Below are 19,731 nucleotides of genomic sequence, written 5' to 3'. Positions count from 1 at the left end.
TAGACATGAGCAAGAGCATCCGCGTCGACGAGGAGACACACGCCGCGCTCGCCTCACTGAAAGGCGACGACGAGACCTTCGACGACCTGCTGACGCGGTTGCTTCGCGAGCGCCGCGAGGATATCCGGTCCGGGGCCGGCCTGTGGGAGGGAAGCGACGCGCCGGAGCGCGCCCGAGAGAAACGCCGGGAGATGAAACGCGGGGTCGACTCGCGGTGACCCTGTACGATAGTAGCGTCCTCATCGATTACCTCGCGGGACGATCCTCCGCCGTCGAGTATGTCGAGTCTCACGCTGACGAGCGTGCGGTCGCACCGCCGCTCGTGCTGTTCGAAGTGTATCAAGGAGAGGTGTTCAAGTCGGGAGCGACGGACCTCGGCGCGGTCGACGAGGCGCTGGACTGGATAGATGTGATCGATACGTCGGCGGCAGTCGCTCTCGAAGCGGCGGTGCTTCAGGATGCGCTCCGTGATCGAGGAGATCCCCTCGCGGCCCGCGACGCTTTCATCGCGGGGGCCGCCGTCGCACAAGACGAACGGCTCGCCGTGTCGGACACCGACTTCACCGTCGACGGGATTCGTGACGCACTCGATTTCGATTTCGTCTGAAGGGGCTCAGTCGAACCCGCTCACCAGCGTCACCACCCACTGCCCGAGGTCGTACTCCGCGCGGACCTCCACGCGCGTCACCCACTTCACCCACTGGAAGCCGCGGCGGTCGGGCGCGACCAGCCGCGCCGGCGCGCCGTGGCCGTGTGAGAGTCGCTCGCCGCCGACGTGCGTCGCGAGCAGGGCGTCCTCGGCCTCCTCGATCGGGAGGCTCCAGCGGTAGCCCGTCACGGACGTGAACCGGACGTACGCCGCGTCGTCGTCGAGGTCGCCGGCGGCGTCGAGCAGGTCGCCGACGCGGATCCCGCCCCACTCCTGGACCGTGTACCAGCCGCTCGTACAGTCGAGCAGCGCCTCCGTCTCGTGGCCCGCCGCCAGTTCGTCGGCGGTCAGCTCGACGGGGTCGCTGACGAGCCCCGCGACGGTCAGTCGGTAGTCGTCGCGGTCGATGGGGTCCGGGTCGTCGGCCACCCACGAGGTGATCGGGAAGGCGCCGTTGCCCGCGCCCTCGCGCGGCTGCGAGCCGGTGAACCGGCGGTCGGCGCCGGCGGTGTCGAGCGCGTCGTTGACCCCCTGCTGGATCCGGTAGGTCGCGCCGCCGGCCGCCAGCAGCGCGAAGTAGGTGACGGCGGTGCGCCGGCGCTCGAAGTCGACGCGGCGCGGGAGCCGGAACCGAGTGGACGCGTGGGCGGCCACGAGCGGGACCAGCGCGAGGCCGAACCCGACGTGAACCGAGAGCAGCGTCCAGTAGGAGATCCGCACGTCGAGGCCGAACACCCACGCGACCCCGGTCCCGATGGCGCCGACGGCGGCGACGAGCGTCAGGGCGGAGAGCGCGGTCGACCGCCGCCACAGGTTCGGGTCGGTGAGCCGGCGGCGGACGCGCGCGAGCTTCCACGCGAGCAGCGCGACGATGCCGACGCCGAGCGCGCGGTGGAGCCAGAACAGCGGCCACCCCTCGGGGACGCCGACGGTGAACGAGACCAGCCCGGTGAGCGCCTCGGCGACGACGAACGCGAACAGCGACCAGTCGACCGCGCGCGGCGGCGGCTCTACGCGGTCGAGCGCGGTCCGGAGGCGGTCCGTCGCGGCCATCTACGCGCGATAGGCGCTAGCGAGACAAAAGGGTACAGCCCGCGGCGCGCCGTGACTCACAGCTCGTACACTTCGCCGTCGACCGCCAGCGGCTCCGCGAACGCCTCGTCGGCCGGGTAGTAGTGCGCGAGGTGGACCAGGCGGGTGCGGTCGGCGTCGAGCTCGTCGGCGAGCGCGAGCGCCCCCTCCCGGGTCATGTGCTTCGTGCCGAAGGTCCGCGGGACGCCGTCTGGCCCCTCGTGGCGCCCGCCGATCGGGTGGTGTTCGCACAGCGACGCGGGGACGATGGCGTCGGCGAGCAGGAGGTCCGCGCCGGCGAGCGCGTCGCGGGAGCGCTCCGGAACGTCGTAGCTGGTGTCGCCGGTGAGCGAGAGCGTCGCGCCCGTCTCGGGGTCCTCGATCACGACCCCGTAACAGACGAGCGGCGGGTGGTCGACGGGGACGAACCGCACCTCGAAGCCGCAGGTCTCGAACGGCTCGAACGGGTCGCGGGCGTGGACGCCGATCCGGTCTTCGAGGTAGTCGTACTTGCGCCGGATCGTCTCCGCGACGCTCTCGTCGGTCGCGGGGTCCGTCTCGTTCGGCGCGTGGACCGGGAGCCCGTCGACGAGCCGGTAGACGTTCCCCAGCCCGTCGAGGTGGTCGAAGTGGATGTGCGTCACGAGCCCGGCGTCCGGGAGGGGGACGTCGGCCGCGAGGAACTGCTGTCTGAAGTCGGGACTGAAGTCGACGAGCAGCGACTCGCCGGTGCGCTCGTTGGCGACGTGGACGGAGAAGCGCGACCGCGACACCCCGCGCTCGCGGGCCGCCTCGCAGGTGTCGCAGTCGCAGCCGACGGTCGGCGTCCCCGTCGTGTCGCCCGTCCCGAGGAGGGTGACCCGCATGGGACGAGATGCGCGGGCCACGGCCTTAGCGTCCGCGGTCGAGGCCGCCGCGGCCGGCGACCCGGGGCGACCGCGTCGCGCTCGCACCCCGGACGTATAACTCCGCGCCGCCCCGATCCGAACCGTGCACACCAGTCGTACCCTCACCCTCGCGCGGCTCCCCTCTGGCGTACCGATCCGGACGACCGTCCACGCGTACGGCGAGGGGCGGCTCGTCGACGGCGACGACGGCCCCGTCCTCGACGCGCCGGGCGACGGTCCCGTCGTGTACGCGCAGGCGGCCCAGCACGGCCGCGAGGTGAACGGGACGGCGGTCCTCCGGCGCCTCCACGACCGGCTCACGGGCGACGCGGCGGAGGGGTCCGGTACCGGCGACGCGGAGCGCGCCGACGGACCGAGCGCCGCCGACCTCGACGGGACGCTCGTGACGGTGCCCGTCGCCGACCCGCTCACCTTCGACCGCGCCTCGTACACGACGCCGGAGTCGCTCGACTCGCGGCAGCCGAACATGAACCGCTGTTGGCCCGGCGACCCCGAGGGGTCGCTCCACGAGCGGATGGCGGCCCGGCTCTGGGCGTTCGCGAGCGAGGCGGACGCGATCGTCGACCTCCACACCGGATCGCCGTCGATGGCGACGCACACGGTGTACATGCGCGGCGACGACGCCTGCCGCGGGCTCGCGGAGGCGTTCGGCACCGACCTCCTGCTCGCGGAGGCGGCCGGGGACGATCGCAAATCGGAAGATTTGCGAGCCAATCAGAACTCGTCGAGTTCTGGTGACGACGCGGACACCGAGTGGGCCGAGCGCGGCTTCGCCGGGAAGCTCCGCGTCGCGGCCACGCGCGAGGGGATCCCGACGATCACGCCCGAGCTCGCCCACAGCAAGGAGATCGTGCCCGGGGCGGTCGAGACCGGCGTGGCGGGAACCCTCGGCGTCCTCCGACGCGAGGGGCTGCTCGGCGGCGAGCCCGACCCGTGGGACGGCGTCGTGGCGCGCAACCACCTCGGCCGCGTGATCGCCGACGACTCCGGGCTGTTCGTCCCCGAGCCCGACCTCGCCGTCGGCGACCGCGTCGCGGCGGGCGAGCGGGTCGGCGAGGTGTTCGACCCGACGACGTTCGAGACGCTCCAGGTCGCGCGCGCCGACCGCGACGGGATCGCGTACTCGGTCGCGCGGGAGGCGACCGTCACCGCGGGCGCGACGCTCGTCGGCGTCGCGGAGCGGATCGACGGGGAGTAACGAGGCGGCCGGCGGGCGAAACGAGCGGCTACGGCCGGCGGACGCGGATCCGTCCGTCGGCGGCGACCGTCACGAAGAGCCGGTTGCGGACCTCGCGGCCGCGGACCGCGTCGCCCGCGCGGTCGCCGATCGACTTCATCAGCTCGGGCGCGGTCTGGTTCACCTTCACGCCCGCCTCGTCGCAGGCGTCGTACACGCGCTTGGGCGCGTCGTAGAGGTCGGTCCCGGCGTCGATCTCGACGCGGACCGGGGCCGACAGCGCCTCCGCGAACGCGACCGTCTCGCGGGCGCGCTCGACGTTGTCGCGGGCGCTCGCCTCGACGCTGGAGACGTTCGCCCGCGAGGTGCCGAGGCGGTCCGCGATGTCCGACTGCCGGAGCCCGCGCTCGCGGAGCGCCAGCACTTCGGCCTGCCGACGGGTGAGCACGCTCTCGTCGGCGTCGAAGCCGGCTCGCTCCAGGATCGAATCGGCGTCGACGTCCGCCGGATCCGGCCGCTCCTCGTCTGCCACCATGTGGTCACCGACGGGCCGGGCCGTCAAAAAACGGCGGATTCGCGGGCGGGCGGAGACGGGCTCGCGTCGCGCGGAGAATCGACGGCGTCCGGACTGTCCGTGGGGCGGGGCTCCCCCGGGACGCCGTCACTTGCCCCAGAAGTTCTCGCGGCTGCCGAGCCGTTCGCGGTCCGGGCGGTCGCGGCGGCTGCGCTCGTCGTCCGCGTCCTCGTCGTCCCCCTCGTCGCCGTCCGCGGCCTCGCCGTCGGACTCCTCGTCCGGGTCGTCCGGGAGGCGCTCGACCACTTCTTGCGCCGTCGCGTGGCTCGACTTCACGCGGTGGATCTTGACCTCGGCGCGCGCCGGGGGAAGCAGCCCGTCGACGAGGACGATGAACCCGTCGTCGGTGCGGCCGACGCCGGCGCCGCTCTCGTGGATGTCGTCGACCTCGACGACGACCGCCTCGCCGGGCTGGACCGGCTGCTGTTTCAGCTCGTAGATCGGCATGTCGTAGTGGTTACACCACTCCGCGCCGCCTTTGTTGCCGTAGTGTTGACACCCCATCCCCTGGATCCGTTCGTCGAAGCTGGGGCAGTCGTCGGCGAGTGGACAGTCCGCCATACCGTAGGGGAGACCGGCCGCCGTTGTAAACGTTTTCGACTCTCAGACCGAAGTTCGCGAAAACGGCCGATTCACGCGGGCGAGCGGCGGCTGCTTCGAGACGGGGAGAGAGCGGGGAGCGCGGCGGGGCGCGGACCCCGGCGGCCTCACAGGAACTCGCGGACCTCGGAGTACCACATGTCGTGGTGGTCGACGGCGTCGAGCGCGTCCGCGACGTCGACCGCGATGGCGTGCCAGCAGCGCTGGTCGGGGTCGTCGGCGTCGAGGTTGTACGTCGCGTCCGCGCAGTTACACTCACCCCCCTCGACGACGTACTCGTCCTCGTGGCCCACGACGACGGTGAAGTCGCGGTAACGCTTCACGCGACCCTCGCCGACCGCCTCGATGGCGCGCTGTCCCCGGTCGCCGTGGGCATCGACGATCGCCGCCGCGATCGGGCCGGTCAGCTCTCCGGCCTCGTCGATCGCCGACCGCCAGTCGTCGACCGGCTCCATGGCCATCCGTTCTCGGGCGGTCGGTTAAACAGCGTCGGTCAGATCGGACCGGATCGAATCGGCTCGGAACGGAGCGGAGCGTGCGCCCCGACGCGGGGTTTCAACGTGGTCGGGTTCGGCCCGCACCAGCTCCCGATGACGACCCAGCCGCTGCTGCTCGGCGGGCACGTCCGGGTGGGCTTAGAGGACAACCGGTACTACGAGCGGGGCGAGCTGGCGACGAACGAGCAGTTAGTGGCGCGGGCGGCGCGGCTCGCCGAGGAACTCGGGCGGCCCGTGGCGACGCCCGAGCAGACGCGGGAGCTACTGGGGCTCCGGGGTCGGTAGCCCGCTCACTCCAGCACGATCAGCACGTCGCCCATGTCGACGCTGTCGCCCTCGCCGACGTGGACGCTCGCGACGGTGCCGCCGCGCTCGGCGACCACGTCGTTCTCCATCTTCATCGCCTCGAGGACGCAGACCACGTCGCCGGCGGCGACCTCGTCGCCCTCGTCGACGTCGACCGAGAGGATCGTCCCCTGCATCTCCGCGTCGATGGCCTCGCCGCCCTCGGCCACGTCGACGCCCGAATCGTCGCCGCCGTCGTCGTCGGTGGCTTGCGGCGGGCGCTGCTGTCCGCCGCTCCCGCTTCCGCCGCCGCTCTCGGGCACCGGGATCGCGGGCGCGCCGCGCTCCTCTAACTCCACGTCGAAGCGCTTGCCGTTCACCTCGACGGTGAACTCGCGCTCGGTCACCGCTTCCTCCTCGTCGTCGCCCGCGGCGGCCGACTCCGTCCCCCACTTCTCCTGCGCGTCGGCGACCAGCTCGCGGTCGAGCTCCTCGTCGAGGTACTTCGTCGTGTGCGTCCCGTCGACGAAGCGCTCGTCGTCGAGCATCAGCCGGTGGAACGGGACGATGGTGACGACGCCCTCCAGGTCGTACTCCGCGAGCGCGCGCTTCGAGCGCGCGAGACACGCCTCGCGGTCGCCGGCCCGGACGATCAGCTTCGCGATCATCGAGTCGTAGTCGGTGACCAGCTCGTCGCCCTGGCGGAGCGCGTCGTCGACGCGGACGCCGATCCCGCCCGGCGGGTCGTACGTCTCCAGCGACCCCTCGTTGGCGGGCTGGAAGTCGTTGGCGGCGTTCTCGGCGTTGATCCGGAACTCGATCGCGTGGCCCTCGAGCTCCACGTCGTCCTGCGAGACCGAGAGGCCCTCGCCGCTGGCGACCCGGAGCTGTTCCTTGACGATGTCGATCCCCGTCAGCTCCTCCGTGACGGTGTGTTCGACCTGGATCCGGGTGTTGACTTCGAGGAAGTAGAACGGCGTGTCGGGACCGAGCGGCTCCGACGGGTCGCGGTCGGGGTCCTCCTCGACGAGGAACTCGACCGTCCCGGCGTTGGTGTAGTCGGCGGCGGCGACGCCGCGGCGGGCGGCCTCGCCGATCTTCTCGCGCAGTTCGTCGGAGAGCGCCGGGGAGGGCCCCTCCTCGATCACCTTCTGGTGGCGGCGCTGGAGCGAGCAGTCGCGCTCGCCGAGGTGGACCACGTCGCTCTCGCTCACCGAGCCGTTCGGGTCGTCGGCGACGACCTGGACCTCGACGTGGCGGGGGGTCTGGAGGTAGCGTTCGAGGTACACCGAGTCGTTCGAGAAGTACGCCTCGCCCTCGCGCTTGGCGGACTCGAGCGCCTCCGCGGCCTTGTCCGCGCCCTCGACGACCTTCATCCCGCGGCCGCCGCCGCCGCCCTCGGCCTTGATCGCGACCGGGTAGCCGTGCTCGTCGCCGAAGTCCGTGACGGCCTCGGCGTCGGTGACGGGCTCGGTCGTCCCGGGGACGATCGGCACGTCGGCGTCGTCCATCACGCGCCGCGCGTGCGTCTTCTCGCCCAGCCGCTCCATCGCGTCGCTCGACGGCCCGACCCAGGTGATCCCGTCGGCGGCCTCGACGCGGGCCGCGAAGTCGGCGTTCTCCGCGAGGAAGCCGTACCCGGGGTGGATCGCGTCCGCGCCGGCCGACCGCGCCGCCTCGACGACGGCCTCGCCGTCGAGGTACGAGTCGGCCGCGCGGGCGGGCCCGACGTTGTACGCCTCGTCCGCATACCGGACGTGGCCGCCGTGCTTGTCGGCGTCGCTGTAGACGGCGACGGTGTCGACGCCCAGCTCTTCGCAGGCGCGCATCACGCGGACCGCGATCTCGCCGCGGTTCGCCACGAGAACCTTATCGAACATTCCTGTCGGTTCTTCCACCAACTGCTACCAAACTCTGTCGGTCCGTGCCGAGACGGTTAAGGGGACCGCGGGCGCCAGGTTGAGGCATGCTCGACGCGGGAAACCCGTACGTGCTGCCGTCCGTGCTGGTCGGCGCGGCCGTCTACCTCGGACTCACCGCGGCCACCGACGCCTCGCTGCCGGTCCGGATCGGCGCGCTCCTCGTCTTCGTGGCCGTCGTGCCGGTGGTCCTCAATCGACTCCTCGGCGGCCGAGGCGGCCCGACCGACCCCGACGACGGCGACGAGACGGCGGAGTAACGGCGACGGACGCGACCGACGCGGGCCGCGCGACCGCCGGCGTCCTCGCCGGCGACGAGCGGGCGCGCCGGCCGACCGCGTGAGCCGCTACCACAGGTATATATGTCAGCGGACGTATCTGCGGACGCGCTCTGAGTAGAGGCCGGATCGACGGCGCGGCGGACCGACGCCGCGCTGTCGGGGGAATGTACGCGGTCGGACGCCGCCGCGTCCGGCGGCGCCGTTCGACGTGTCGAGGACTCGACCAGGGACGGGTCGGGCGGACGAACGCCGAAAGGCGGAGCGGCGCGTCGGCGCGTCAGAACCGGTCGCTCCTGCCCGCCGCGGTCCACGGGTCCGCGGGCGCGTCGGCCGGGACGCGCACCCGGCGGCGGCGGAGTCGCTCGATCCGGCCGGCGAACGCCCAGCGGTCCTCGTCGCGGCCGTCGTCCGCCTCGCTCGCGGCGGCCGCGGCGGCGAGTTCGCCGTCGCGGAGGTGGGCGGCGACCGCGGCGGCGATGGCGGCCGCCTCGTCGTCGCGGGCGTCGTCGGGGATCGAGAGCCCGGCGAGCGCGGCCGCCGGGTCGGCGGTCGCCGCCGGGTCGGTCGCCCCCCTTTCGTCCGGGTGGTCGTCGGCCGCCATCAGATCGGGATGTTGCCGTGCTTCTTGGCGGGCTGGTCCGAGTTCTTCCCCTTCAGCATCTTCAGGTCCTCCACGAGGCGCGCGCGCGTCTCGGTCGGCTCGATCACGTCGTCGACGAAGCCGCGGTCGGCGGCGGTGTAGGGGTTCGCGAACTCCTCGCGGTACTCGTCGATGAGCTCCTGCCTGCGCGCGTCGGGGTCGTCGGCCTCGGCCAGCTCCTCGCGGTAGAGGACGTTTACCGCGCCCTTCGGCCCCATCACGGCGATCTCCGAGGTGGGCCACGCGTAGTTGACGTCGCCGCCGATGTGCTTCGACGACATCACGCAGTAGGCGCCGCCGTACGCCTTCCGGGTGATGACGGTGAGCAGGGGGACGGTCGCCTCCGAGAAGGCGTACAGCAGCTTCGCGCCGTGGCGGATGATCCCGTTGTGCTCCTGGTCCGTGCCGGGCATGAAGCCGGGCACGTCCTCGAAGGTGACGATGGGGATGTTGAACGCGTCGCAGAAGCGGACGAACCGCGCGCCCTTCTGACTCGCCTCGATGTCGAGCGTGCCGGCGTTCACGCGGGGGTTGTTCGCGACGACGCCGACGGAGTGGCCGTCGAGGCGGGCGAAGCCGACGACGATGTTCTTCGCGAAGTTCTCGTGCACCTCGAAGAAGGAGCCCTCGTCGGTGACGCTCGCGATCACGTCCTTCATGTCGTACGGCTTCCGGGGCGCGTCGGGGACGATCTCGGCGAGCTCCTCGTCGGCGCGCTCCGGGTCGTCCCACGGCTCGACGCGCGGCGGGTCCTCCACGTTGTTCGCGGGGAGGTACGACAGCAGCCGCGCGATGTTGTCGAGCGCCTCCTCCTCGCTCTCCTCGGCGAAGTGCGCCACGCCGGAGGTCGACGAGTGAGTGACCGCGCCGCCGAGCTCCTCGAAGCTCACCTCCTCGCCGGTGACCGTCTCGATGACGTCCGGCCCGGTGATGAACATGTGGGAGGTTTCTTTCACCATGAAGGTGAAGTCCGTGATGGCGGGGGAGTACACCGCGCCGCCCGCGCACGGCCCCATGATCGCCGAGATCTGGGGGATCACGCCCGAGGCCTCCGTGTTGCGCCGGAATATCTCCGCGAAGCCGCCGAGCGAGGCGACCCCCTCCTGGATCCGGGCGCCCGCGGAGTCGTTGAGGCCGACGACCGGCGCGCCCACGTCCATCGCCTTGTCCATCACCTTACACACCTTCTCGGCGAACACCTCGCCGAGCGACCCGCCGAAGACGGTGAAGTCGTGCGCGAACACGAACGTCTTCCGGCCGTTCACCTCGCCGTAGCCGGTCACCACCCCGTCGCCCGGGATCTGCTGTTCCTCCATCCCGAACGTGTGGTTGCGGTGGGTGCGGAACCGGTCGAACTCGTGGAAGGTGCCGTCGTCGAGGAAGTAGTCGATCCGCTCGCGGGCGGTCATCTTCCCCTTGTCGTGTTGCGACTGGATCCGGTCTTCGCCCCCGCCCTTCGCCGCCCGCTCGCGGCGCTCGCGGAGGTCCTCGATACGGTCGTCCATCGTCACGGCGGACCACCCTGCGTCATTACCTCGTGGGTCGGCGACCGCCGTCAAAAGGGTTCCCCTATCCGACGTTTCGGCCTTCGACGCCCGTCGAATCCGTCCCGCGGCGGCCGACGACGGGCGCCGGATCCGAACGTGAGCGCGCGAACGACCCGGAGCGGCCCTGTCGCCGGTTCACACGGCGACCGGCGGTTCGACGCTTTTAAACCTCCGATGAACCACTCTCCGATGAGACAGGCTTCGCCTGTTTCACTGACCCGTAGGAGCGACCTGCGTACTACGGAGGTGAAAATGGCAGACACAATACAAGAGGCCGTAACCCTCGCACTCGACGATGCGCCCGAGCGGAACTTCCGCGAGACCGTGGACATCGCGATCAACCTGCGAGACCTCGACCTCAACGATCCGTCGAACCGTATCGACGAGTCCGTCGTGCTGCCGGCTGGAACGGGGCAGGAGACACAGATCGTCGTCTTCGCGGAGGGCGAAACCGCCGTCCGCGCAGAGGAGGTCGCTGACGAAGTGCTCGACAGCGACGACCTCGAAGACCTCGGAGACGACGACGACCGCGCAAAGGACCTCGCCGACGACACCGACTTCTTCGTCGCCGAGGCCAACCTGATGCAGGACATCGGTCGGTACCTCGGTACCGTCCTCGGTCCGCGCGGGAAGATGCCTACCCCACTGCAGCCGGACGACGACGTCGTCGACACAGTCAACCGGATGAAGAACACGGTGCAGCTCCGGTCGCGCGACCGGCGCACGTTCCACACCCGCGTCGGCGCCGAGGACATGGGCGCCGACGCGATCTCGGACAACATCGACGTCATCATCCGGCGACTCGAAGCGAACCTCGAGAAGGGCCCGCTCAACATCGACGGGATCTACGTGAAGACCACGATGGGTCCCGCGAAGGAGGTGCCCGTATGAGCTCGGTCCGCAAGACCGAGACGATCCCCGAGTGGAAGCGGGAGGAGGTCGACGAGCTCGTCGAGTTCATCGACTCCTACCAGTCCGTCGGGATCGTCGGCGTGTCCGGCATCCCGAGCCGGCAGCTCCAGGCCATGCGCCGGGAGCTCCACGGCTCGGCCGCCGTCCGCATGAGCCGCAACACGCTCACGAACCGGGCGCTCGAGGAGGTCGGCGACGGCGTCGAGGCGCTGACGGAGTACGTCAGCGGCCAGGTGGCGCTCGTCGGCACCAACGACAACCCGTTCGGCCTCTTCAAGCAGCTCGAAGCCTCGAAGACCCCCGCCCCGATCAACGCGGGCGAGGTGGCCCCCAACGACATCGTGATCCCCGAGGGCGACACCGGCGTCGACCCGGGGCCGTTCGTCGGCGAGCTCCAGACCGTGGGCGCGGCCGCCCGCATCATGGACGGCTCGATCAAGGTGACCGAGGACTCGACCGTGCTGGAGGAGGGCGAGGTCGTCGACGACGACCTCGCGAACGTCCTCGTCGAGCTCGGCATCGAGCCCAAGGAGGTCGGCCTCGACCTGAAGGCCGTCTACTCCGAGGGCGTGCTGTTCGAGCCCGACGAGCTCGAACTCGACGTCGACGAGTACGAGGCGGACGTCCGGTCCGCCGCGGCCGCCGCGCGCAACCTCTCGATCAACGCCGCGTACCCGACGGCCGCCACCGCCGGCGCCCTCATCGCGAAGGCGTCCGGCGAGGCGAAGTCCGTCGGCCTGTTCGCGGAGATCGAGAGCCCGGACGTCGTGCCCGACCTGATCGGGAAGGCCGACGCCCAGCTCCGCGCGCTTGCGGCGCAGATCGACGACGAGGAGGCGCTCCCCGAGGAGCTCCAGGGCGTCGAGGCCGCGCCGGCCGCGGAGCCGGCGACGGACGACGCCGACGAGGAAGAGGAACAGGCGGACGACAACACGGAAGACGCCGAGGAGGCCGACGACGACGCCGACGACGACGGCGACGACGGCGGCGAAGGACTCGGCGCGATGTTCGGATAACACGAGGTACACACCAATGGAATACGTTTACGCTGCGCTCATCCTGAACGAGACTGGCGAAGAGATCAACGAAGACAACGTCACCGGCGTGCTGGAAGCCGCCGGCGTCGACGTCGAGGAGTCCCGCGTCAAGGCGCTCGTCGCCGCGCTGGAGGACGTCGACATCGAGGAGGCCATCGAGACGGCCGCCGCGGCCCCGGCCGCCGGCGCGTCCGCCGGTGGCGCCGCCGACGCCGACGCCGCCGACGAGGCGGACGACGACGACGAGGACGAGGCCGACGAGGCCGACGCCGCCGACGAGGCGGACGACGACGAGGACGAGGGCGACGGCGGCGAAGGGCTCGGCGAGCTGTTCGGCTGAGCCGGCGCGCGACTCCCTCGACGCCGACCGCGTCGACCCGTACCGATTTTTCAACGACCCGCTATCCGGAGTGATAACGTCGTCCGCGAATTTATATGTCAATCTCTGATAGACGTGTGTAATGAACATCGTCGACGGAGACAAAGCCGAGTGCGCGCGGTGCGGGGAGGTGTACCCGCTCGCGGACGTCTCGCTGCTGGAGAAGGACACGAACCGGGACTACGAGCGGGTGCTCTGCGAGGAGTGCGTCGAGGTCGTCGGCGTGCCGCGCGGGTACTCGCTGCGGCGGGACATCACGTTTCTGGCGCGGTGAGCCGCGAGGCCGGGAAGGCGTACGTCCGCGCGTCGCGGGGCGCGAAGTCCGGACGGAGCGACGAGACGTAGACGGCTTCGACGGCGGGCTCGTGGGCGCCGTACGCGGCGTTCGACGCGTAGTCGACGAGGGGGCGGCCGTCGTCGGTCCGGTACTCGTCGGCGCGCTCGGTCGTGACCGCGGTCACGACGAGCCGGTCGCCCGTCTCGCGGTCGCTGACGACGGTTCCCGGGTCGAACGCGTGGGCGTCACAGAGGTACGACCTGCCCTCGTCGGCGGGGACGAACGTCGCCGTCCCGCAGACCGCGCAGGCGCCGACGCGCTCGTCGGGAGCGGGGACGACGCCGGCGGTCACCGACAGCGCGACGCGGCGCAGGTGCTTACAGCGGGCGCCGCGGATGGCGTGGTCGGGACAGGTACAGCGCCCGGCGTCGAGGGCAACGACGTACGTGCCGCCGTCGGTGTCGACGACGTACCGACGGTCCGGGAGCTGGCGGACGGTCATCGGCTCCGAGAGGGCCCGCTCGGCCCGCTCGTCGGCCGGGGACGAACGCGTCGCTCGGGGCGTGTCGGAGCGGTTCGGATCGGCGGGTGACGCGGCTGTGTTTCGGGTGTGCGTCATGGGCGACCGCGAGGCGGGGGCCTCGCTTCGACCGAAGATAGGGACCCGAGACTGGTAAACGCACCGGCGAACCGCGGAGAATCGGGTGTTTCGCCCCGGTTCGGCCCTGTTCGCGCCCAGAGCGGGGTGCCGCCCTCATCGAAGTCCTTTTTTAGCGGCGACGGGAAGCCGCGAACATGGAAATCGATGCGGAGTTCCGTCGGCAGATCGCGGTCTCGCTGGCGGCGGCCGCGGTGTTCATCGTCGGGCTGGTCGCCATCGGGGTCACCTTCGGCGGGTCGACGGTCCTCCCGGAGGCGGGGGCGATCGCGCTCGTCGGGCTCCTGACCGGGTTCGTCCTGCTGATGGCCGGCGTCGGGACCTTCCTGATGCGGGCGAACGGCGGCTCGTAAGGCCGTCGAGCCGCAGCGGTCCGCTGTTTCTGTCGCCGCGTTCGATTCGCCGCGCTCACGCCGCTCCCGTCCCGTCGGTTTCGCGGTCCGCCCGCCAGTCGGTCACGTCGTCGGCCGCCGCCACTCGCTTTTCGTAGTACGAGAGGGGGTCCGGCGCGACCTGCATGTGGTCGTCCTCGTTGTGACAGATGCCGTAGTTCGCCAGCGTCTCGCAGGTCGGCGGGGGGTACTGGGTCCCGCGGTCGTCGGTGAGGAACTCGGTCTGGTAACGGATCCCCTCGGCGTCGAGGCTGGTGTCGGCGCAGAAGGCGACGACCTCGTCGGGCGTCATGCCGATACCGACGAGGAACGCCATCAGCGCGAACGACTCGGCCGCGGAGAGCGCAGTGTCGCGCTCCGCCTTCTCGATCAGGTTCGTCATACACGGCGGGAACAGCGCGGGGGCGACGACGTCCGGCGGCTCGGCGTACGTCCGCTCGGAGAGCAGCCGGCGGAGGTCGGCGACGCGCGACTCCAGCGCCGCGGCGATCTCCTCGTCGGCACCGAGTTCGAAGGGGAGCCCCTCGGCGACCCGCGCCTCGACGGCGGCCTCCAGCGCCGCGAGCAGCTCCTCGCGGGAGACCCGCACCGCGCCGTCGGCGAGCGCCCGGTTGACCAGCCGCCACGAGTCGCCCCACTCGGGGGAGGTGAGCCGGAGGTAGGGGCCGACGTCGATCCGGTAGCTGTCGGGGTCGCGGCCGGCCCCGCCGCCCGCCGCCGCACCCGCGCCGCGGGCGCCGGCGGGCGCGGTCGCGTCCGGTCGCACGGCGTCGGCGAGGTCGAACTCGGCGAGCAGGTCGTCGAGCCCGACCGTCGCGGTCGACACGGACCGCAGCTCGTCGTCGGTCTCCAAGTCGCGGCGGACCCGCTCCACGGCGGTCGCCGCCTCCGCGGCGGCGTACTTCTCGATGGCGGGGTCGGAGTCGAGCAGCGAGACGAGGATCCGCGCGATGGGGTACGAGAGCAGCTCCGCCTGGGCGTCGTACGCGGACTCGCCGGGGAACGCGCCGCTCTCCGAGGCGACGGTCCCCTCGAGGAGGGCGCGTTCGACGCGCTCGCGGGCGCGGTCGACCGCCGGGGCGTCGGTCGCGACGAGCTCCGGCAGCGACACCGCGGCCGACGCGACCGCCTCGCGGGCGCTCGCGAAGAACGGGTACTTGGCGTCGAGCGCGTCCATGTCGCTCAGAGGTAGTGAAGGCCGGCGAATAAGCGGTGCGGTCCGCGGTCGCGCCGCCGGCGGGGCGGCGGTCGGACCGCGGGCGCCTCGCCGCTGGACCGAGACCTACTCGTCCGGCTCCTCGACGGCCGCGCCCGGCGCGTTCGACTTGACGCTGGTGAGGCCCTGTTTCGCCTTCTGCTTGGAGGCGTACCCCTGTCCGCTGTCGGCGATGATGTTGCCGTTCTCGTGGCGGAGCCGCCAGCGGTACTCGTCGGCCTTGTCGCGGAACAGCTCGAACGCGGCGTCGCTGCCGCCCTCCTCGGGCGCCTCCTCGTCGCGCGAGACGTCGATCACGTGCGCGCCCGCCGCGTTCCGCTGGACGCTCTCGATCCCGGAGCTGGCGTCGCGCTTGTCGGCGTATCCCTCGCCGCCGTCGGCGATGATGTTGCCGTTCTCGTGGCGGAGCCGCCAGCGGTACTCGTCGGCCTTGTCACGGAACAGCTCGAACGTCGCCCTGCTCGCGCTCGCGTCCTCGTCGACGGCGACCTCTTCGTCGGGCCACTCCACCTCGATCTCGAAGCGGACCGTGCCGTCCTCCCGTTCGAGTTCGACCTCGACGTCGCCGGTCCCGGCCGCGTCGACCGTCACCGTCCCGCCTTCGTCGACCGGTACGGGTTCGCCGCGACCGAGCGCGCGGGCGATCCGGCGGAGGTACGTGGCCAGCCCCTGTCGGGTCCGCGACCGACTCGACTCGTGGATGGTGTCGTCGGGCATGCGCGAGAAGCGTCACCGCCGCCAAAGAAAAGTGTACGCCCGAAATCCGGGGTCTCGCGTGGTATCTCAGTCGATCGGTGTTCGACGGTCACGCCGCGGGGTCGGCCGCGTCCGGCCGCTCCGCGATGATCGTCTCGCCCGCGCGGACGCCGTCGCCCTCGGCGACGAGCAGGTCGTCGCGGCTCACGTCCGCGGGCAGCACCACGTCGGCGCGAGAGCCGAACGAGACGTGTCCGACGCGGTCGCCGCGCTCGACGCGGTCCCCCGGCTCGACCGACGGGTGGATCCGCCGGGCGAACCAGCCCGCGATGACGAGCAGCTCGTACTCCCCGAAGTCGATCGCGACCTGCTCGTTGCGGTCCGACTCCTTGTCGAACGCCGGGCGGTTCGCGCCGGGACGGTGGCGGACCTCGCGCACCTCGCCCGCGAGCGGCGCGCGGTTCACGTGCACGTCGGTGACGTTCATGAACACGCCGACGCGGAGCCGCGAGCCCTCCTCGCGGACCACGGAGACGGTGCCGTCGGCCGGGGAAACGACCGTCTCGTCGCCCCTCGGCGGGTCGCGCGCCGGGTCGCGGTGGAACCAAAGGACCACGACGGCGAGCGCGACGAGCGCGGCGCCGACGGGCGGGACGAACGGCAGCGCGACGGCGCCCGCGAGCGCGGGGACGAGCGCCAGGTCCCACGCGGCGTCGACGACCGGGAAGGGGAGCAGCCGCGAGAGCGGCGGGCGGCGGGTCACGGCGCCGCCTCCGCGTCCCGGAGACCGGGCGAGAGCTCGGTCCGCCCCGCCGCCCACGCCGCGAGCAGGTGGACGAGGTGGGTCGTGTCGTGGAGCCCGTCGGACAGGTCGAGGTCGGCCTCGCCCGCGAGCGCGTGGAGGCGCGCGAGGTCGTCGCCGCCGTACTCGGAGCCGGCGCGGGCGACGCGGAGCGTCTCGCGGAGCAGCTCCTGGCCGTCGTACCCCTCGTCGAGCAGGTCGTCGAGCGCCGAGCGGGCGTCCGCCAGGTCGCCGGCGCGGGCGTCGGCAAGCGCCGCGCGGATCGCGTCGTCGTCGCCCACGTCGCCGAGCGTCTCGTAGGCGGTCGACATGGAGATCTCGCCGCCCTCGACCGCGGTCGCCTGCGCCGAGAGGATCGCCTCCCGGAGGTCGCCGCCGGCCGCGCTGGCGACGAACTCCAGCCCGTCGCCGTCGTAGTCGACGCCCTCGCGCTCGCAGATCGCTTCCAGGACGTCGATCGCCTCGTCGGTGGTCGGCGATCGGACGCGGACCGGGAAGCAGCGCGACCGGATCGGGGCGATGAGCTTCGAGGGCTGGCGGGTCGCGATCACGAACTGGGTGGTGCGGTGGTGCTTCTCCATCACGCGGCGCAGCGCCTGCTGGAAGTCCTCGCGGATCGCCTCCGCGTTGTCCAACAGGACCGTCTTGTACTCGCCGGACATCGGCGCGTACGACGCGGACTCCTTCAGCACGCGGTTTATCATGTCGCGTTTCGCCATCGAGCTTCGGCCCGCGAGGAACCCCTCGAACCGCGGGTCGGTCCGGATCTCCTTTTTCGTCCGCCCGAAGAAGTCGGCGACGTTGATCTCGATCAGGTCGGCGTCCGGGTCGGCGTGCGACGCCGCCGCGAGCGCGCGCGCCGCCGCCGTCTTCCCGACTCCCGGCGGCCCCTGGACGACGAGGTTCATCGGCTCGTCGACGGCCCGACGCAGGCGGTCGCGGGCCTCGTCCTGCCGGATCTCGTCGAGGTCGGGCGCGTGCGCGTCTGTCCACAGCGGTCCGTCCATGTCGTGCGGATCCGGACCGGGCGGTCAAGAATCGGTCGGTCGCGGCGCCGCGTCGTCGCCCTACCGTCGCCGGGCGCGCTCGACCGCGCGACCCCAGAGGTACGCGGCCACGAGGAGGCCGTACGCGAGGACGAACGTCCCGAACAGCGGCCCCGCGCGCGAGACGGTGAACAGCGCGCCGCCGACGCCGACGGCGACGACGAGCGCGGTGAAGCCGAGGGTCCACCCGAAGAAGTAGGCGGCGTGACCGGCGACCGGCCGGAGGGCGCTCGGGGAGAAGGCCCGGCGGAGCGACTCCTCCCGGCCGTAGGTGATCAGCGAGACGGGCGCGAGGTACGTGCCGAGGACGCCGACGAAGAGGACGGCCGTCGAGCCGGCGAGGATGCGGCCGACCGGCGCGTTCGCGCCGGGGTCGAGCGTGACGACGCCGTAGAGCGTCACGAGGAGGGCCGCGAACGGGACTCCGAGGAACACCAGACAGACGGCCGTCCCGCCGAGCGACCGGCGGAGGAGCGTCCGACCGTCGGCGAGGAAGGGCGGCATCGAGTCGCCCCGCTCGCTGGCGGTCAGCACGCGGACGAGGTAGCCGACGACCGGCAGCGCCGGGAGGACCGGGACGACGACGGCCAGCGCGAACAGCAGCCAGACGGCGAGGAGGGGCCGCTCCCGGGCGTCGCCGGCGACGGGATACGTGACGGCGGCGGTCGAGGGGCGCATGCGTACGCCCATCCGCCGGACCGTAGTATGCCCGTCGGTCCGTCGCCGTCCGACCGGACGTAAAGAACTCCGATTACGACTGTGGGTGACGCCGGATAGATACTTCGAAAATAGTTCTCAAAGAATGAGTAAGTATATATGGCAATCATCCATTGTGTATCGTGAAGTACCATGACAGACCAAGACAAGCGGTTATCGCGGCGACACTTCGTCGGAGCGACGGGGGCGGCGACGCTCGCGGGGCTCGCCGGCTGTTCCGGCGGCGGCGACGGCGGCGACGGCGGCGACGGCGGAAGCGGCAACACGCTCGAAGTTCTTCACGCGTGGACCGGCGGCGACGGCGCCCGCGCGGCGGAGGCGCTCGTCACCGCCTTCGACGAGGAGCACCCGGACGTCGAACACGAGTTCAACCCGATCGGCGGCGGCGGGAACCAGAACCTCGACGCGGTCGTCGCGAACCGGCTCCAGAACGGCGACCCGCCGAGCTCGTTCGCGAACTGGCCCGGCCCGAACCTCCAGCGGTACGAGGGCGTGCTGGGCGAGGTCGGCGACATCTGGGAGTCCGAGGGCTTCGAGGACGTGATGGTACAGGAGGCGGTCGACCTCCACCAGTACAACGGCGCCTATCGGGGCGTCCCCCTCGGCTCGCACCGCCTGAACTGCCTGTTCTACAACACCTCGGTCGTCGAGGAGGCGGGGGTCGACCCCGACTCGCTGACGAGCGTGTCGGCGCTCATCGACGCGCTGGAGACGGTCCAGAGCGAGACCGACGCGATCCCGATGACGCACGGCGCGAGCGGTACCTGGACGACGACCCAGCTGTTCGCCTCGACGATGCTCGGGCAGGAAGGGTACGACGCGTACATGAGCTTCATCGAGGGGAGCCCGGACGAGGCGGCCGTCCGCGCGACCTTCGAGTCGCTCGCCGAGATCCTCGGGAACTACATCAACGAGGACGCCTCCTCGATCGGACTCACGGAGTCCAACCAGAACATCATCGAGGGGAACGCGGCGTTCATCCACCAGGGTAACTGGGCCGCCGGGGCCTACCGGAACGCCGAGGACTTCAGCTACAACGAGGACTGGGGCTTCAAGACGTACCCCGGCTCGGAGAACATGTACATGCTCCACTTCGACTCGTTCCTCTACCCGTCGGACAACCCGAGTCCGGAGGCGACCAAGACCTTCCTCTCGTTCGTCGGGAGCGAGGCGGCGCAGGTCGCGTTCAACCAGTACAAGGGCTCGATCCCGACGCGGACCGACGTCGACATGAGCGAGTTCGGGCCGTACCTCCAGGAGACGCAGGAAGACTTCGCCAGCGCCGAGCAGCGGCCGCCGAACCTACAGCACGGGCTCGGCGTCCCCTCGGAGACGATGACGGCGCTGAACGAAGTGATCTCCAGCGAGTTCTCCGGACCGTACAACGTCGACGCCGCCACGCAGGGCTTCGTCGACGCGGTCTCTAACTGACACCGGTCCTCGATGCGACC

Annotated in this window: 24 protein-coding genes and 1 pseudogene; 11 read left to right on the top strand and 14 right to left on the bottom strand. The window is 71.4% G+C overall.

Annotated features, from left to right (window positions below; all coding sequences use genetic code 11):
* The first annotated feature begins 5 nt into the window (after nucleotides 1-5).
* Nucleotides 6-218: a DUF7557 family protein gene (locus AMR74_RS02300; RefSeq protein WP_053770444.1), complete on the top strand. Its 213-nt coding sequence runs from the start codon at nucleotides 6-8 to the stop codon at nucleotides 216-218.
* Nucleotides 215-607 (top strand): PIN domain-containing protein, encoded by a 393-nt coding sequence (locus AMR74_RS02295; protein ID WP_053770443.1) that lies wholly within the window; start codon nucleotides 215-217, stop codon nucleotides 605-607. The genes AMR74_RS02300 and AMR74_RS02295 overlap by 4 nt, the downstream gene beginning before the upstream one ends.
* A 6-nt stretch (nucleotides 608-613) precedes the next feature.
* Here the strand turns inward: AMR74_RS02295 and AMR74_RS02290 are convergent, their stop codons facing one another.
* Entirely contained in the window at nucleotides 614-1,702 is a 1,089-nt protein-coding gene (locus tag AMR74_RS02290; RefSeq protein ID WP_053770442.1) for a molybdopterin-dependent oxidoreductase, read from the bottom strand.
* Between the two features lie 56 nt (nucleotides 1,703-1,758).
* A complete protein-coding gene (locus tag AMR74_RS02285) occupies nucleotides 1,759-2,586 on the bottom strand; it encodes an MBL fold metallo-hydrolase (protein ID WP_053770441.1) in 828 nt (275 codons plus the stop codon).
* A 124-nt stretch (nucleotides 2,587-2,710) separates the two neighbouring features.
* Here AMR74_RS02285 and AMR74_RS02280 point away from each other — a divergent pair, with 124 nt between their 5' ends.
* On the top strand, nucleotides 2,711-3,826 hold the full coding sequence (locus AMR74_RS02280) for a succinylglutamate desuccinylase/aspartoacylase family protein (protein WP_053770440.1): 1,116 nt from the start codon (nucleotides 2,711-2,713) through the stop codon (nucleotides 3,824-3,826).
* Nucleotides 3,827-3,854: 28 nt separating this feature from the next.
* On the opposite strand, the gene AMR74_RS02275 is transcribed toward AMR74_RS02280, so the two are convergent.
* The 3 genes from AMR74_RS02275 to AMR74_RS02265 form a co-directional block, all read right to left on the bottom strand.
* Nucleotides 3,855-4,340, bottom strand: a complete 486-nt coding sequence (locus AMR74_RS02275; RefSeq protein WP_053770439.1) for a Tfx family DNA-binding protein — start codon at nucleotides 4,338-4,340, stop codon at nucleotides 3,855-3,857.
* A 126-nt stretch (nucleotides 4,341-4,466) separates the two neighbouring features.
* Nucleotides 4,467-4,940 carry a TRAM domain-containing protein gene (locus AMR74_RS02270; RefSeq protein WP_053770438.1) on the bottom strand — a complete coding sequence of 158 codons (474 nt, stop codon included), beginning with the start codon at nucleotides 4,938-4,940 and terminating at the stop codon, nucleotides 4,467-4,469.
* Nucleotides 4,941-5,086: 146 nt separating this feature from the next.
* Entirely contained in the window at nucleotides 5,087-5,434 is a 348-nt protein-coding gene (locus AMR74_RS02265; RefSeq protein ID WP_053770437.1) for a hypothetical protein, read from the bottom strand.
* Between the two features lie 99 nt (nucleotides 5,435-5,533).
* Here AMR74_RS02265 and AMR74_RS19870 point away from each other — a divergent pair.
* Nucleotides 5,534-5,761 (top strand): annotated as a pseudogene (locus AMR74_RS19870) (3-keto-5-aminohexanoate cleavage protein); the annotation flags it as partial.
* 5 nt (nucleotides 5,762-5,766) lie between these two features.
* On the opposite strand, the gene AMR74_RS02255 reads toward AMR74_RS19870, so the two are convergent.
* Nucleotides 5,767-7,641 (bottom strand): ATP-binding protein, encoded by a 1,875-nt coding sequence (locus AMR74_RS02255; protein WP_053770435.1) that lies wholly within the window; start codon nucleotides 7,639-7,641, stop codon nucleotides 5,767-5,769.
* A gap of 86 nt (nucleotides 7,642-7,727) precedes the next feature.
* Between AMR74_RS02255 and AMR74_RS02250 the strand changes: the two genes are divergently transcribed.
* On the top strand, nucleotides 7,728-7,940 hold the full coding sequence (locus AMR74_RS02250; RefSeq protein WP_053770434.1) for a hypothetical protein: 213 nt from the start codon (nucleotides 7,728-7,730) through the stop codon (nucleotides 7,938-7,940).
* A 298-nt stretch (nucleotides 7,941-8,238) separates the two neighbouring features.
* On the opposite strand, the gene AMR74_RS02245 is transcribed toward AMR74_RS02250, so the two are convergent.
* Entirely contained in the window at nucleotides 8,239-8,562 is a 324-nt protein-coding gene (locus AMR74_RS02245) for a hypothetical protein (protein ID WP_053770433.1), read from the bottom strand.
* Nucleotides 8,562-10,106, bottom strand: coding sequence for an acyl-CoA carboxylase subunit beta (locus tag AMR74_RS02240; RefSeq protein ID WP_053770432.1), 1,545 nt, complete (start codon nucleotides 10,104-10,106; stop codon nucleotides 8,562-8,564). Before AMR74_RS02240 ends, AMR74_RS02245 begins: the two co-directional genes overlap by 1 nt.
* 294 nt (nucleotides 10,107-10,400) lie before the next feature.
* Here AMR74_RS02240 and AMR74_RS02235 point away from each other — a divergent pair, with 294 nt between their 5' ends.
* From AMR74_RS02235 to AMR74_RS02220, 4 genes are all read left to right on the top strand, one after another.
* Nucleotides 10,401-11,039, top strand: a complete 639-nt coding sequence (locus AMR74_RS02235) for a 50S ribosomal protein L1 (protein ID WP_053770431.1) — start codon at nucleotides 10,401-10,403, stop codon at nucleotides 11,037-11,039.
* Entirely contained in the window at nucleotides 11,036-12,076 is a 1,041-nt protein-coding gene (locus AMR74_RS02230; RefSeq protein WP_053770430.1) for a 50S ribosomal protein L10, read from the top strand. The genes AMR74_RS02235 and AMR74_RS02230 overlap by 4 nt, the downstream gene beginning before the upstream one ends.
* A gap of 16 nt (nucleotides 12,077-12,092) precedes the next feature.
* Nucleotides 12,093-12,437, top strand: a complete 345-nt coding sequence (gene rpl12p, locus AMR74_RS02225) for a 50S ribosomal protein P1 (protein WP_053770429.1) — start codon at nucleotides 12,093-12,095, stop codon at nucleotides 12,435-12,437.
* Nucleotides 12,438-12,558: 121 nt separating this feature from the next.
* Entirely contained in the window at nucleotides 12,559-12,750 is a 192-nt protein-coding gene (locus AMR74_RS02220) for a hypothetical protein (RefSeq protein WP_053770428.1), read from the top strand.
* On the opposite strand, the gene AMR74_RS02215 is transcribed toward AMR74_RS02220, so the two are convergent.
* Complete coding sequence (locus AMR74_RS02215) at nucleotides 12,731-13,372, bottom strand: SWIM zinc finger family protein (RefSeq protein ID WP_053770427.1); 642 nt, start codon at nucleotides 13,370-13,372, stop codon at nucleotides 12,731-12,733. The two genes, AMR74_RS02220 and AMR74_RS02215, sit on opposite strands and share 20 nt — an antisense overlap.
* Before the next feature lie 176 nt (nucleotides 13,373-13,548).
* On the opposite strand from AMR74_RS02215, the gene AMR74_RS02210 reads away from it, so the two are divergent.
* Nucleotides 13,549-13,764: a DUF7472 family protein gene (locus AMR74_RS02210; RefSeq protein WP_053770426.1), complete on the top strand. Its 216-nt coding sequence runs from the start codon at nucleotides 13,549-13,551 to the stop codon at nucleotides 13,762-13,764.
* Between the two features lie 55 nt (nucleotides 13,765-13,819).
* On the opposite strand, the gene AMR74_RS02205 is transcribed toward AMR74_RS02210, so the two are convergent.
* From AMR74_RS02205 to AMR74_RS02185, 5 genes are all read right to left on the bottom strand, one after another.
* Entirely contained in the window at nucleotides 13,820-14,980 is a 1,161-nt protein-coding gene (locus AMR74_RS02205) for a DNA primase (protein WP_053770425.1), read from the bottom strand.
* Between the two features lie 105 nt (nucleotides 14,981-15,085).
* The gene (locus AMR74_RS02200) at nucleotides 15,086-15,736 is read right to left on the bottom strand and encodes an HVO_2922 family protein (protein WP_053770424.1); all 651 of its coding nucleotides are present in this window, start codon (nucleotides 15,734-15,736) and stop codon (nucleotides 15,086-15,088) included.
* A gap of 88 nt (nucleotides 15,737-15,824) precedes the next feature.
* On the bottom strand, nucleotides 15,825-16,478 hold the full coding sequence (locus AMR74_RS02195) for a protein sorting system archaetidylserine decarboxylase (protein WP_053770979.1): 654 nt from the start codon (nucleotides 16,476-16,478) through the stop codon (nucleotides 15,825-15,827).
* Nucleotides 16,475-17,524, bottom strand: a complete 1,050-nt coding sequence (locus AMR74_RS02190; protein WP_053770423.1) for an AAA family ATPase — start codon at nucleotides 17,522-17,524, stop codon at nucleotides 16,475-16,477. The genes AMR74_RS02195 and AMR74_RS02190 overlap by 4 nt, the downstream gene beginning before the upstream one ends.
* Before the next feature lie 60 nt (nucleotides 17,525-17,584).
* Entirely contained in the window at nucleotides 17,585-18,241 is a 657-nt protein-coding gene (locus tag AMR74_RS02185; RefSeq protein ID WP_053770422.1) for a DUF4013 domain-containing protein, read from the bottom strand.
* 171 nt (nucleotides 18,242-18,412) lie between these two features.
* On the opposite strand from AMR74_RS02185, the gene AMR74_RS02180 reads away from it, so the two are divergent.
* Nucleotides 18,413-19,711, top strand: a complete 1,299-nt coding sequence (locus AMR74_RS02180; protein ID WP_053770421.1) for an ABC transporter substrate-binding protein — start codon at nucleotides 18,413-18,415, stop codon at nucleotides 19,709-19,711.
* Nucleotides 19,712-19,731 lie beyond the last annotated feature (20 nt).

Source organism: Halorubrum tropicale, from assembly GCF_001280455.1.
Lineage (GTDB): Archaea > Halobacteriota > Halobacteria > Halobacteriales > Haloferacaceae > Halorubrum > Halorubrum tropicale.
This window is presented reverse-complemented; position numbering and strand designations above follow the sequence as displayed.